Here is a 14,057-nt window from a genome sequence, read left to right as displayed (position 1 = left end):
GCCAATGATGCTCAACGCAATTGCAGCGTCTCATGTGACTTAAAGAGCCTAACAGTGTCCAGCAACGGTAGCCACCTTCAATCCAAGCAAGAAACTCAAAACCTGACGGTCGATCTCGTGATCCTTGGCGGGGGCATTGCCGGTCTTTGGTGCCTGGATCGGGTCAGGCAGGCAGGATACCAGGCTATACTGCTCGAGCCCGGTACAATAGGGGGAGGCCAGACGGTATTCTCTCAAGGTATTATCCATGGTGGTGCAAAATACACACTGGATGGCGTATTGTCGGGCGCCGCCAATGCGATCAAGGCCATGCCCGGTCGCTGGCGTGACTGTCTGGAGGGGCACGGCGAAATCGACCTCCGCGGGGTTAAATTACTTTCCCCGGCGCATTATTTGTGGTCTACCCAGTCCCTCTCGGCCAAGATGACTTCTTTTTTCGCCAGCAAGGTCATGCAGGGACGAACCTTGAAAGTCGCGCAGAGTGAGCGTCCTGAAGTATTTCAAGACGCTCGCTTCAAGGGCAGTTTATACCAGCTGGATGAACTGGTACTGGATATTCCAAGCGTTTTGGCAAAACTATACAACCGCAACAAATCAGTTATCTTTCAGAGTGACATCACTCTGGATGCCGCCCCTGAATTTAACGCGGACGGTACACTTGTAGCATTACAGTTCCACAAATACCCGATCAAAATCACGTTCAGTCAACTACTGGTCTGTGCCGGTTCAGGCTTCGAAAAACTGCAAAACTACCTGAATGTCCCTGAGATAAAAATGCAACTGCGCCCCCTACATATGGCAATGGTTGAGCATGACCAGGCACCCGATATTTACGCCCATTGCATTGGCAGTTCAGCCAAACCCTTACTCACGATTACCACTCACCCGGTATCATCAACCCGCTCGAAAGACCACCGAAAAGCCTGGTATCTGGGTGGGCTGCTTGCTGAAGAAGGTGTAGAACAAACGCCAGAAGCGCTCATCACAAAGAGCGAAAACACACTCAAAACATTGCTTCCCTGGGTACAATTGCAAAACCCGAAATGGAAAACGCTGAGGCTTGATCGAGCCGAGCCTCATCAGGATCAAAACAATCGCCCGGATCAAGCCTACTGTCAAAAAGTCAGAAATATCATGGTCGGCTGGCCCACTAAACTTGCGCTTTCTCCGGATCTTTCAGACCGCGTGTTACAACAGCTCGGACCCATTAACGATGAGCGCACGACAAATATAGAGTCAACACTGTCAGCCACTTTCGGCCCCCCCAAACTCCAGGCTCCGTTATGGGGTGACGCGAGCTCAATGGACTGATCGATAGAAATGGTGAAACCATGAACAAGCCATCAAAGATCTTTCAGGATCTGCCAAAAGCCTTACTGGGCGATACCGGAATCGCCGTCAGCCGCGCAGGTTTGGGCACCGTGAAGCTGGGTCGGAATCAAGGTGTGAAATACCCCCATGGATTTTCACTTCCGACTGATACCGAGGCACAAAACTTACTGGCAATCGCCAAAGATTCCGGCATTAACTTACTGGATACCGCGCCTGCATACGGCAACAGTGAAATACGATTGGGCCAGCTATTGGGTAACACACGGCAACAATGGGTTATCTGCAGTAAAGCTGGAGAGGAGTTTGATTCCCGCACAGGACAATCCCGCTATGATTTTTCAGCACCCGCCATTCGGGAAAGCGTCGCAAGGAGTTTAAAGCGGCTTAAAACCGACTATATCGACATTGTTCTTATCCATTCCGATGGCCGGGACATGGAAATCATCGAACAGTATGGCGCACTGGATACGCTCGCGGAGCTGAAACGCAAAGGACTAATCAAGGCGTTCGGCATGTCCAGTAAAACGATACAAGGCGGCTTATCCACCTTAGCCAAGGCAGATTGTGCAATGGTGACCTACAACCTGAAGGAGACTCAGGAACGGGAGGTGATTGAAGCAGCTCACAAATTGAATAAAGGGATCCTGGTGAAAAAAGTGTTCGCCTCGGGACACGCAATCAGTTCGACCCAGATTCAACAGACGTTCAATGCCCTGTATCAAATGCCCGGCGTGACCTCCACCATTCTCGGCACGCTCAATTCAGCTCACCTGCGCAATAATTTAGAGGTCATCGCTGAGGCACTATCGTGATCAATGCTCAACCATTTGACCGTACAAGCTACACCTCACCAGCGGTTATCGTCATTCTTGCCCCGATTTTCACCATGATTGCTTTTGATATCGGGCGCGCACTGGGCAATCTGTTGCTGGCCGGCAGTTTACTTTATTTACTGTATCAAGCTTCGAAAGTGACATCTGAGAAATCTCTCCGGCCAAGTCTGCCGATGTGCTTTTATCTCGCCCTCGCTACCTGGCTTGTAATCACAAGCATCATTACGGCTCCAACCCTGGGCACAATTAAACAAGTGCTGAGCTTTATTGCGACCAGCAGTATTGCACTACTGGTTTTGCGCTTTGCGCAAATTGAGAACATCCCCAAACAGCTTCGTCGACACAGTACACTGCTGCTGCTACCAATACCGATATTTGCGGTTAAAACCATCGAATGTCGCTTGAATTCGGAGTGTGTACCCGCCATTGATTTCAATGGGATGGTCATGACTGCGCTGCTTCCCATTGCACTATATGCAATTGGCATACACTCCAGGATCCGGAAATCGGTCAGTATCGCCATTGGAAGTCTATGTATACTGCTATTACTGTTTGCAGATAGCCGAACGGAGCTCATGATGTTGCTTGCAAGCTTCTGTATATTTTTCCTGTTTCTGAAGCGTAAACTACTGTGGCTCCCTGTTGCACTGCTCGGTGCGCTGATTTTCGTTCTGTTTGTCGACCTCACTATTCCTGCGGAACACAACCTTCCGCCCCAGGCAATTGACTCAGTTCCCGAGGCTTTGGAGTTGACACCGGCAGAACTGATACGCAGCCTGAGCAATCACCGATTCGAGATTTGGTCCCAAGTACTGCAAAATCCGCCAGAGAACCTGATAACCGGCACGGGCATCAAACGAACGTTGACTGAAATTGATTTAGTTTGGGAAGTAAAACATATCCACAACATTTTTTTGGAAGTGGGGTATGAATTAGGGCTGCCAGGGGTATTGATCTATAGCGCCTGGTTATTGGTGTTCTTTCGGTTTTCCGTTGCAGTTTATCGTGCCGTAGACACTCGGGAACGCCTGTTGTATGCCGTTGTTCTCGCCTCTGCAGGCGCACTGCTGGTGGGCGGAATACTAGATAAAAGTTACACATCGAAAATCATGAGTTTTCTACTGCCATTCTTTCTCGGCCTTCTTTATTACATTGGCAGTCAGGTTAATCCCACGCCTTTGAGAGCTGAAAAAGCAGTAAACTGAATTCGAGCTTTGCCACAATCAAAACGGAGATAACGGAGTTTAATCGTGAATTTAGCTATTATGAGATTCAGTGCTCTGGGTGACATCGCAGCGGCGATGCCCACTTGGAATACACTTCCCTGGAAACCCGTCGTTATTACAAGCCCACTTGGCAAAGCACTTCTTGAAGATGAATACGACCAGTTTCTGGTACTGGAAAACAAAAAACTGGCCACCGTCTATCAGCTCATTAAAACCATTCGCAAGCAACGCTTCGAACTGATTCTCGACTATCAAGGCAATGACCGTAGCAAGGCGATTACGTTCCTCAGTGGTGTCCGTCACTTCAATGCGAAAGGTGCGGATATTTCCAACGGCGCAGCATACATCCATCATCAGGTGACGCAAAAGTTAGCCCCCCAGCTAAAATTGGATTTAAACTTTACCCCCAAGCCCCGAGATTACATCGTCTTCAACACAGGATCCAGCGCCAAATGGGCCTCAAAAAGACTGCCTGCACACAAGTGGGAGGCCTTCGCCATCGAGGCCTACGAGCGTTTCGGGCTTCCAATAAAGTTCACCGGCGCACATGATGAGGTGGACTATGTAAACGAGTTAACCCGGAATATTAAAGTCCCCCACAGTAACGTGGCGGGAAAAACCTCACTCACAGAATTAAAATCTTTACTTCGCAACAGCTTTCTTACAGTTTCCACCGACTCTGCTGCAATGCACTTATCCGCCGCGATGAAAACGCCTACCATCGGGATCTTCGGCGCTACGAACTGGATTATCGCCAACCCCTTCGGCCCTTGGAGCACCGTGCTTCATGATCCGGAACTGCAATGTCCATCAGCCAGCCAATTAACGGTAGACCCGAATATTTACGAACGAATTGATCTCAGCCAGGGTTTAGAAACACTGGCCCCCTATTTACAGGAATAAAATAATTCTGAACCCGTGATGGCAGTATAGGTCAGTGCAAAAATCAGTTTAGTAACTCGACTTATTCGCCCACATCTTGCAGAATCGGCACCACGACGACATTGATCCAAAATCCCCGGCGGCTTGATGCGATCTTTCGCGTAAACCCGCCTGTCTCTGATACTGGAATTCTTACCATGACAGTCAAATACCCCCACACTTCCTTGATTGCAGAGCATATCAACCGCAGTGTCGAGGCCAAAACCAAGCTGCTTAATGATGCATCATTTCTGGCAGCACTAAACACCGTTGCAGAAACCTGCACTGATGCGTTACTAAACGGTAAGAAAATCGTACTTGCGGGAAATGGCGGCAGTGCGGCTGATGCCCAGCATATCGCAGCCGAACTGGTCGGGCGCTATAAAAAAGAACGACGCGGTTTACCGGCCATTGCAATAACAACCGATACGTCAGCCCTCACCGCCATCGGTAACGATTACGGCTATGAGCAGGTTTTTGCCCGTCAGGTCGAGGCGCTTTGCCAAAAAGGGGATGTATTCATCGGTATCACAACATCTGGTAACTCCAAAAATATTTTGGCGGCGATCCACTCAGCTCGAGATATTCAGTGTACTACCATTGGCATGACGGGCTGTGGCGGCAATATTGTCGATCAGGCGGATCAAACACTGTCGGTTCCGGCGTCGGAAACCGCAACCATTCAAGAATGCCACATCATGATCGGGCACATACTTTGTGCACTAATCGAAGAGAATGAAACCTTGTCACAACGACCTGACCAGAAATAGCAAAAGGATCCGATGGTATGCAAGTTGATCTCAACCGGTTCAAAAAGACCAATGTCCTGATTGCCGGAGATTTGATGCTGGACACTTATTGGCACGGTGATACTTCGCGCATTTCACCGGAAGCCCCCGTCCCTGTGGTCGCTGTTAATAAAGAGGAATCCCGCCCGGGCGGTGCAGCCAATGCGGCTTTAAACGTTGCTGCTTTGGGTGCCCAAGCGAATTTAGTCGGTATTGTAGGCAGGGATGATGCCGCGACAACCCTGACCCGACTGCTGGATGGTGCAGAAATACGGCATGATCTCAGCATTGACGAGCACTATAGAACCATCACCAAGCTGAGGCTAATCAGCCGTCACCAACAGCTGATCAGGGCTGACTTTGAAGCGTCACCATCCGCGCAAATGAGACAAAGTCTTGGCAATCAATTCAATTCACGATTAGCCGATGCCGATATCGTGATTCTATCCGACTACGGTAAGGGCGCACTCTTACAGTGCCGTGACCTGATAACTGAAGCAAAGCAGCGCTCTGTGCCGGTTTTAGTCGACCCCAAAGGAACTGATTTTTCTCGATATCGACATGCAACCCTGTTGACGCCGAACATGGCAGAATTTGAAGCGGTAGCGGGTCAGTGCAGAAGCGAAGACGATATTATCAACAAAGCCCTGTCCCTGATTCATGAGCATCAGATCGAGTCATTGCTGATCACCCGGAGTGAACATGGCATGACGCTGGTAAAACAATCCGGTGAATACCACCACTTTCCTGCCCAAGCAAAAGAAGTGTTTGATGTCACCGGGGCCGGTGATACGGTTATTTCAACCCTGGCGGTTGCCATTGCCTCGGGACTTGACCTGGAAACCTCGGTCGCCCTCGCCAACGTGGCAGCCGGCATCGTGGTCGGCAAACTGGGTACGGCCACCACAACCGCTGCCGAACTCAAGTTAGCCATTGATGCCGATCATGACCTTGAACGGGGCATGATGAGCTTTGAGCAATTACGGGAAGCGGTCAGTAATGCTCGTGCAGCAGGGAAACGAATCGTCTTTACCAACGGTTGTTTCGATATACTTCATGCCGGGCATGTCGGCTACCTGCAAGATGCCAAACGACTGGGTGACCGGCTCATTGTCGCAATCAATGACGATGCCTCAGTCAGCCGACTCAAAGGCCCCAATCGACCCGTGAACGGTTTGGATCGACGCATGCGTGTGTTGAGTGCACTGAAGTCAGTAGACTGGGTGATTAGCTTCTCGGAAGATACCCCCGAACCCTTGATCGAGGCACTCAAGCCCAATGTTTTGGTCAAAGGGGGTGACTACTCGCTGGATCAAGTGGTGGGGGCAGACATTGTAACCCGCTATGGTGGTGACATCCGGGTGCTTTCGGTTGAAGACAACTGTTCCACCACTGCAACCATCGAGAAGATTCGTAAATCCTGATCAGGAGAATGACGATTAGTACACAATCAAGTATGCCAAACGGTAAACCTCACATTTTATTCTGGGGCCGTTATGGCAACAAAGGACAGGGCTATTCCCGGGACCGGGTCGTTCTCGAAAATATGCAAGCTTTGGGATGGCGCGTAAGTTACTTTCATCCGGCCGTGTCGGCTCTGGGGTATTGGCAAGCGCTGTTCAGTCAGGTTCCAAATGTGGATGCTGTCTGGGTTCCCTGCTTTCGCCATCGAGACTTGAAGCCCGCCAGCCAGTGGGCTGCGCGCAAATCGATTCCCGTAATATTCGATCCACTGATCAGCGCATACGACAAGCGCGTATTTGAAAGGCAAAAATACCCTGAAAACAGCGCGAAAGCGAAACGGGTTCTTGCTTGGGAACAGGGCCTGTTCAAACGGGCCTCCGCAATTATAGCTGACACTGAAGCCCACAAAACTTTTTTTCAGGAAACCTTGAATGCGGCCCCTGATGACACGTTTGTCATACCGGTTTGCGCCGAAGAACACCGCTTTATCGAAGCCCCTGAAACACCAAAAACCAATCCTGAGTTGCTGTTTTACGGAAGTTTTATTGGCTTGCAGGGTGCAACCTACATTGTAGAAGCGGCCAAATATTATACGGGCCCGAAGATCAAACTGACCCTGCTTGGAGCAGGCCCTGACCGGCAAAAGTGCGAAGCGATTGCCAAACAAACGGCTTCTGAAACTGTAGACATTCAATTTGAAGACTGGATTGACTACGAACAACTGCCTCAGCGCATTCATCAGGCCGACATCTGTCTCGGTGTCTTCGGCATCGGAAAAAAGTCGATGCGAGTGATACCCAACAAGGTTTACCAAAGCCTTGCCTGCGGGCGTCCGGTTATTACACTGGACGGATTTGCCTACCCTGAAGTCCCCGCATCGATGCAGAATGGTTTAACGCTGGTTCCACCGGGTAATCCTGAAGCCATTGCCGACGCGATTTACCAACAGGTCAATCTCTGGCACGAGGAACATAAGGATCAAGGAGAGACTAAGAATATTGAAAACAGCGGACATAAAAAAGCCGGACAACAAGCCCGGCTTCTCTATGATCGCTTTTTCTCCAGTGAAACGACACGCAATGTATTGCGCAACATTCAGCACAAATACATGAAGTCTCAATAGTGGCAGCCATGGCCACAGATCACTGAACTGGCTCGCAAATTATTTTACCAGCGTAAGCCACTCTTTATTTTGCTCACGACGCCCTTTAACAGCATCGAAGTACATGGTCTGGAACTTTTCTGTAATCGGGCCGCGTGCACCACTGCCGATCTGGCGACTATCCAGTTCCCGGATTGGTAATACTTCTGCAGCCGTCCCGGTAAAGAAGGCTTCATCGGCCACATATACCTCATCACGGGTAATTCGCTTCTCGACCACTTTCACACCCAGCTCTTCCGCAAAGGTGAATATTGTTTTACGGGTGATACCATCGAGACAACTGGTCAACTCAGGTGTGTACATCACGCCATCACGCAGAATAAAAATATTCTCGCCACTGCCTTCCGCGACATACCCTTCGTTATCCAGTAACAACGCTTCTTCACAACCGCTTTTTAATGCTTCATTCAAAGCCAGCATGGAATTGATGTAGTGTCCGTTCGCCTTTGCCTTGCACATGCTGATATTGACATGGTGACGAGTGTAGGAAGACGTGCGAACCTTGATCCCTTTTTCTTTCGCTTCAGGTGACATGTATGAAGGCCACTCCCATGCAGCAACCATCACGTGGACCTTCAGATTGTCTGCACGCAGACCCATACCTTCCGAGCCATAAAACGCCATTGGTCGTAAATAAGCCTCGTGAAGATTATTCTCACGTACCACCGCACGTTGCGCCTCGTTCATTTCATCTTTTTCAAATGGCATTGCCATCTGTAAAATATGGGCAGACCGATACAGGCGATCCGTATGCTCCTGCAATTTGAAAATCGCCGCCCCTTGGTCTGTTTCGTAGGCTCTGACCCCTTCAAAGCAGCCCATACCATAATGCAAGGTGTGGGTTAACACATGAACTTTGGCGTCGCGCCAGGGAACCAGCTCGCCATCTAACCAGATCAGACCATCGCGGTCAGCCATTGACATAATTCATTTGCTCCTAAAATGACAGATTATTCGCTTCACGGAGGTTCAGGGACATCCCCTGGCAGCCACCATTAATCACCAACAGGGGCGTTGGGTTGGAATAGGATAATCATCACACCCGCCCCCTGCAAAACCGGCGAAATATTCTAGCAGCTTTTATTCCATTTGGCGTCATATTCATCAAACATTATCGCCGGATCATTAAATCAAATCGCTTGTCGACAGCATCACTTCCGACCACGTATCAGAAATCAGTTTACGCTCCTGAGGAAACAGCTGCGCAGAGACGGTATTCGCCTGCTGCTGCAACGATAGTTTGTGCATCATGGAGCGCAGCACAATATAGGCCTGAATCAGTTGATCGGTTTTCTCTTTCGGGAGCAAACCACACTCTCCGACCTCTTCGAGAACCCGAATATTGTCCGTCCAGCGATACAGTGCGGGAAATTGTTCCGACCACGCTAAAACAAGATATTGCACCAGGAATTCCAAATCGACAATACCGCCGCTATCATGTTTGATGTGAAAGGTTTCATGCTGTTCTGCTGCATCGGTGCCCAAGCTGACGCGCATTTTTTCTCGCATTTCACACACATCCTGCTTTAATTTCAGACGCTCCCGACTTTGCCCTAGAATAGCCTCTCGCACCGCCATAAACTGTTCTGCAACACGATCACTGCCAGCGAGCGGTCGAGCCCGAACCAGGGCCTGATGCTCCCAGGTCCAGGCATCTTGCTCCTGATACTGGCGAAACGCACCAATTGAGGACACCAATAAGCCGGAGTTACCTGAAGGACGTAAACGCATATCAACTTCGTACAACATACCAGACGGGGTTTGCGTGTTCAGTATATGGATGATACGTTGCCCAAGACGGGTAAAAAACACCACATTATCAATGGATTTATCTCCGTCCGTATACAAATTCGAAGGGGCATCATGGATAAAAACCAGATCGAGGTCGGAACCATAACCCAGCTCGATTCCACCAACCTTGCCATAGCCGATAATTACGAAGTCTTTGCCACAGGCAACGCCTGGTTCCCGTTGAGGGTAACCATATTTGGCCGTCATCGAGGCCCAGGCCATATCAAGCACCTGAGCCAGCATTGACTCAGCAATGAAGGTGAGATAATCACTTACTTTCATCAGCGGTAATGTGCCGTTCAGCTCAGATGCGGCAACACGCAACACATGTGCCTTCTGAAAGTGTCGCAACACTTCCATTTGTTCCTCAAGGTCTTCGACCGGTACGCGCAGGAGTTGCTGCTGCAATTCACTATCCAGTTCAGCTTTTTCTGGAGGTGAATAGAGACTGTGCGAATTCAACAACTCATCCAGCAGCAGGGGTGTCCGCGCCATTTGTTCCGCAAACCAGGGACTGGCTGAACACAAGAAAACCAACTGCTCCAGCGCGCCGGGATTTTCGTACAAGAGCACCAGATAAGCCGTTCGTCGCACGACAGATTCAACCAGGCGCAAAACCCTGGAAAACGTTTCAGAGGACGCATCGGCAGCGGCGACCTTTGAAATCAACAACGGCATGAAGCGATCCAGCCTTTGCCGCCCCTGTGACTGCATCACTTGAACCGAACGACTCGTGCGCAGATCAACAATATTTTTCAGTGTACGCTCCGGCTGATCAAATCCTTTTTCGAGCAATAGTGCGAGCGCACTTTCCTCCGATAACCTCATCGACCACAATATGACATCATCTTCATCAATCGCCATGGCTTCGTTCGTTTGTTCCTCCTCAAACGACACAACATCTGCAAAGTGCTGGGCAACCTTGTCGCGCCTGATTTGAAGCCGGGATAATAAATCCTGCCATTGCGAAAACCCCATACTGAATGCAACTCGCGCTTTATTAAGCGCCCCCCCGGGCAACCGCTGGGTTTGTTGATCAGCAATTCCTTGTATTGCATGTTCCAGATTGCGGAGGAATACATAGGCATCCTGCAAGTCATGAACTGCTGCGACAGGTAATAATTCTTCTTCACCTAATGCAACCAGAATACGCTGTAATTCTCGCTGTTGGAGCTGCTTGTCCCGACCACCTCGAATCAATTGAAATGCCTGGGCAATAAACTCGATCTCCCGAATGCCGCCCGATCCGAGTTTAATATTGTCCTCAAGACCCTTACGCTGAACTTCACGAACAATCATGCGCTTCATATCACGGAGTGACTCGAACGCGCTGAAGTCGATATACCGCCGATAAACAAACGGTATTAATTCGTGCAAGAGCATGGCGCCGGATTGGTAGTCACCCGCCACCACGCGGGCTTTGATCATGGCATAACGCTCCCAGTCCCGACCCTGATCCTGATAATATTCTTCCATCGCGGCAAAGCTCAGTGCCAATGCTCCACTCTGGCCATAGGGACGCAAACGCATATCAACCCGGAAGACATAGCCATCTGCTGTCACTTTGTCGATCACGGAAATCAACCGCTGACCCAGGCGGATAAAAAAGGCCTGATTTTCCATAGTCCGGCCGGAACCCACAGTCTCTCCATTATGGGGATAAGCAAAAATCAGATCGACATCAGACGATACATTCAACTCATGGGCGCCCAGCTTGCCCATACCGATCACAACCATACGCTGCGGCACACGCTCGCCATCAGATTGTTTCTGCATGGGGGTTCCCCACTTGGCGCAGCTGTCCTGATAGAGCCATTCCAGTGCGAGATCAATACATGTGTCCGCCAAAGCGGTCATGCTGGATATGGTTTCGTTTAGATCCGCCTGGCGTAACATATCCCGCCAGATGATTCGACACATTTCGCGATTACGAAATTGTCTGAGTTTTGCCATCAGCTGGCTTTCCTCGGTACAGTCGTCAATCCGGGCCTGTAACCGCTGTCGATATTCCCGTTCGGTATAGACCGAAACAAGGTCACCCGAAGCCAACATCTCCAACATCAATTCCGGGCGGTTTGACGTGTATTCACCGACAAAATCACTCAGCCCCCAGATTTTGATCAGGTTTTCCAGGCTGGTTGAGGGCAACGCCAGGAGTGCGTCTCGTTGTTCAGCCGTCGCTTGCTCCGCATAAACCTGGCAACGTTTATGAATACTCGGATGGAATGCCGTGGGCAGTTGAGCTACTATTTCTGCGATTGGGGATTGATCTGCAAGCACGCGGTGCCCCTTAACGTTAAAGTGATTCCTGTTGATGAATAACGGATCCAGTCCGTTAATCTTTTATCCTTTCATTCATTCTCGAGTGCTGACCCGGCATGGCCAATTCAGAACAGCAAACGTCTTATCAGAGTAGCCAGCGATATAAACCGATTCAACATCGAAAAGCTGTCTACCAAACTAATTGGCAGATCAAACGACGAATCAATCGCCTGTTTATGATCCTGTTCGCCCTAATTGGTGCGCATACCCTGGCGATGGTCTGGCTCGAAGAGCTCTCTCTTTTTAACGCCCTGTGGCTCACGCTGACAACACTGACCACCGTTGGCTACGGGGATCTGTCTGCCGCGACGCCCGCAGGGAAGATTGCAACCATCGGCTTATTGTATATAACCGGGATTACCTTGCTAACCCTCATTGTCAGCGACTATATCGACTACCGATTTTTCAAGCGCGAACTGATCCGGACCGGGAAATGGAGATGGAACATGATCAACCACATTCTGATAATCAATTCACCCCGAAACCATACCACAGAATACTACATTCGCTTAGTGAGCCAGATCAGGGCTCATGCACTTTATCGTAGTACACCAATCCAGATTCTCACGGACCAGTTCCCTGGCGGCCTGCCAACAGAACTGGCAGAACTCGGTGTCGTTCACTATCATGGCAGCAGCGACAATCCCGGTGACCTCAGAGCGGTAAATGTCCATGCAGCAAAACATATTGTTATCCTGGCCCGCGACGAAAATAGCGCAATATCAGACAGTGCAACCTTTGATGTTTTGCATCGACTGATGGAGCACAAGCTTGCAGATAAAGCGATTGTCGAATGCGTCCGCGATGAAAACCGTGAGCGTCTCAAACGCCTGGGGGCTCAAGCCATCATCCGACCAGTGCGAAGCTACCCGGAAATTCTGGTACGCGCCATACTGGCACCCGGTTCGGAGAAAATACTGGAGGACCTGTTCTCTCACGAACAAGATCACCCCACCCGATACGATGTTAAAATTAGCGGCCTTACCTGGGCTGAAATAGTTTGTGCATTAATCCAGGCTGGACTCGGCACCGCGATGGCGTATGTGGATGAAGATAAGGAAGTGATTTGTCACCCGAAACATGACGAACGAATCGATGCCCACGCATTGATTGTACTGGTCAAAGCTGATCTTGAACCTGCTGAAACCGAAATTCAGGAAGCCATCCGCCACTACCGCCAGCGCAAGCAAAACTGGGACAGACAAAAGCAGGCACTGGAACGGGAAGCAGACATAGAACACTAGATGGCGCGTCAGCCCAGGCTAAACTCGATCGTAACAACTTAAAATTGACCTAAATCAGAGTCTTGTTCTATTCCAATTGAGCAGGAACTCGGTCAAAAGCAAAAGTTGCCCTACATCAAAAAACCTTGTTTGCAAATTCGTAAACTGGCCTTGTTTTCGAATTTTGACAAATAAGGTAAGACATTATGGCGAACACACTTAGAAATGCTCTGATACTTGGTGCCACCTTAAGCGCGATCAGCAGTGCAACCTGGGCGCATCAAAGTGGAACCGTAATTGGCCGCGCCGGTCCAGTTTTGGTTGAGCCACAGGAAGAAAGCTCGAATGTTCGCATCACCAACCCGGCATTGGGTGAAGTTTCCGGCGCTAAAGTCGGTGTGGATCCGAATGCCCAGCTCGGCCTGACCGCAACCTATATGTTCACCGACCACATCGGTCTTGGGCTACTCGCCGCAACCCCATTTGAGCATGACATTTACGCAACCGATGCAATCGCCGGAGTGGGCAAACTGGGCTCGACAAAACACCTGCCGCCCACACTCTCTGTTGAGTTTTATTTGAACGATCCGGATTCCGACATACAACCCTATTTCGGTGTCGGCTTGAATTACACCATATTCTTCAGCGAAAAAACCACCGACACACTGACAGGGGCTGTAGGTGTGCTGGCATCGATTGCGGACACGCCAGTCGCAGGTGTCGAGGCAACATCCAGCAAGCTGGAACTGGATGACTCCATCGGCGCGTCACTGACATTCGGTATCGACTATGCCATTAATGAAAACTGGGGCATCAACGCCGCAATGTGGTGGATCGATATTGAAACAGAAGCAACCATCACCGCAGAAACCAATGCGGGCACAGTCACCGCAAAAGCGGATGTCGAGATCGATCCGTTTGCGTATATGGTAGGGGTATCGTACCGGTTCTAAGGCATCAGCCTGGATTCACGAAAACCGCTATCTGGAGAATCA

At 50.0% G+C, this 14,057-nt stretch carries 11 protein-coding genes; 9 read left to right on the top strand and 2 right to left on the bottom strand.

Annotated features, from left to right (window positions below):
- The first annotated feature begins 54 nt into the window (after positions 1-54).
- The 7 genes from OLMES_RS03685 (at position 55) to OLMES_RS03655 (ending at position 7,687) form a co-directional block, all read left to right on the top strand.
- Complete coding sequence (locus OLMES_RS03685) at positions 55-1,311, top strand: FAD-dependent oxidoreductase (RefSeq protein WP_157678125.1); 1,257 nt, start codon at positions 55-57, stop codon at positions 1,309-1,311.
- A gap of 20 nt (positions 1,312-1,331) precedes the next feature.
- Positions 1,332-2,144, top strand: a complete 813-nt coding sequence (locus tag OLMES_RS03680) for an aldo/keto reductase (protein ID WP_087460008.1) — start codon at positions 1,332-1,334, stop codon at positions 2,142-2,144.
- Positions 2,141-3,370 (top strand): O-antigen ligase family protein, encoded by a 1,230-nt coding sequence (locus OLMES_RS03675; protein ID WP_087460007.1) that lies wholly within the window; start codon positions 2,141-2,143, stop codon positions 3,368-3,370. The genes OLMES_RS03680 and OLMES_RS03675 overlap by 4 nt, the downstream gene beginning before the upstream one ends.
- A gap of 45 nt (positions 3,371-3,415) precedes the next feature.
- Positions 3,416-4,294, top strand: a complete 879-nt coding sequence (locus OLMES_RS03670) for a glycosyltransferase family 9 protein (protein ID WP_157678124.1) — start codon at positions 3,416-3,418, stop codon at positions 4,292-4,294.
- A gap of 176 nt (positions 4,295-4,470) precedes the next feature.
- Positions 4,471-5,082 (top strand): D-sedoheptulose 7-phosphate isomerase, encoded by a 612-nt coding sequence (locus tag OLMES_RS03665; protein WP_087460005.1) that lies wholly within the window; start codon positions 4,471-4,473, stop codon positions 5,080-5,082.
- A gap of 17 nt (positions 5,083-5,099) precedes the next feature.
- Positions 5,100-6,524 (top strand): bifunctional D-glycero-beta-D-manno-heptose-7-phosphate kinase/D-glycero-beta-D-manno-heptose 1-phosphate adenylyltransferase HldE, encoded by a 1,425-nt coding sequence (gene hldE / locus OLMES_RS03660; RefSeq protein WP_087460004.1) that lies wholly within the window; start codon positions 5,100-5,102, stop codon positions 6,522-6,524.
- Positions 6,525-6,532: 8 nt separating this feature from the next.
- A complete protein-coding gene (locus OLMES_RS03655) occupies positions 6,533-7,687 on the top strand; it encodes a glycosyltransferase (protein WP_087460003.1) in 1,155 nt (384 codons plus the stop codon).
- A gap of 39 nt (positions 7,688-7,726) precedes the next feature.
- Here OLMES_RS03655 and OLMES_RS03650 read toward each other — a convergent pair whose 3' ends face one another.
- Positions 7,727-8,650: a branched-chain amino acid transaminase gene (locus tag OLMES_RS03650; protein WP_087460002.1), complete on the bottom strand. Its 924-nt coding sequence runs from the start codon at positions 8,648-8,650 to the stop codon at positions 7,727-7,729.
- A 201-nt stretch (positions 8,651-8,851) separates the two neighbouring features.
- Complete coding sequence (gene glnE / locus OLMES_RS03645) at positions 8,852-11,797, bottom strand: bifunctional [glutamate--ammonia ligase]-adenylyl-L-tyrosine phosphorylase/[glutamate--ammonia-ligase] adenylyltransferase (protein ID WP_198343208.1); 2,946 nt, start codon at positions 11,795-11,797, stop codon at positions 8,852-8,854.
- Positions 11,798-11,895: 98 nt separating this feature from the next.
- On the opposite strand from glnE, the gene OLMES_RS03640 reads away from it, so the two are divergent.
- Both OLMES_RS03640 and OLMES_RS03635 read left to right on the top strand, forming a co-directional pair.
- Entirely contained in the window at positions 11,896-13,083 is a 1,188-nt protein-coding gene (locus tag OLMES_RS03640) for a potassium channel protein (protein WP_087460001.1), read from the top strand.
- A 185-nt stretch (positions 13,084-13,268) separates the two neighbouring features.
- A complete protein-coding gene (locus OLMES_RS03635) occupies positions 13,269-14,015 on the top strand; it encodes an OmpW/AlkL family protein (protein ID WP_087460000.1) in 747 nt (248 codons plus the stop codon).
- Positions 14,016-14,057: the final 42 nt, after the last annotated feature.

This window comes from Oleiphilus messinensis (genome assembly GCF_002162375.1).
GTDB lineage: Bacteria > Pseudomonadota > Gammaproteobacteria > Pseudomonadales > Oleiphilaceae > Oleiphilus > Oleiphilus messinensis.
Note: the sequence above shows the minus strand (reverse complement) of the source record. Positions and strands in the feature narration are given on the sequence as shown.

Excerpts from the sequence above, each read along its gene's own strand:
- OLMES_RS03680 (WP_087460008.1), top strand. The coding sequence starts at position 1,332 with ATGAACAAGCCATCAAAGATCTTTCAGGATCTGCCAAAAGCCTTACTG.
- OLMES_RS03665 (WP_087460005.1), top strand. The coding sequence starts at position 4,471 with ATGACAGTCAAATACCCCCACACTTCCTTGATTGCAGAGCATATCAAC.
- hldE (WP_087460004.1), top strand. The coding sequence starts at position 5,100 with ATGCAAGTTGATCTCAACCGGTTCAAAAAGACCAATGTCCTGATTGCC.
- OLMES_RS03655 (WP_087460003.1), top strand. The coding sequence starts at position 6,533 with ATGACGATTAGTACACAATCAAGTATGCCAAACGGTAAACCTCACATT.
- OLMES_RS03650 (WP_087460002.1), bottom strand. The coding sequence starts at position 8,650 with ATGTCAATGGCTGACCGCGATGGTCTGATCTGGTTAGATGGCGAGCTG.
- OLMES_RS03640 (WP_087460001.1), top strand. The coding sequence starts at position 11,896 with ATGGCCAATTCAGAACAGCAAACGTCTTATCAGAGTAGCCAGCGATAT.
- OLMES_RS03635 (WP_087460000.1), top strand. The coding sequence starts at position 13,269 with ATGGCGAACACACTTAGAAATGCTCTGATACTTGGTGCCACCTTAAGC.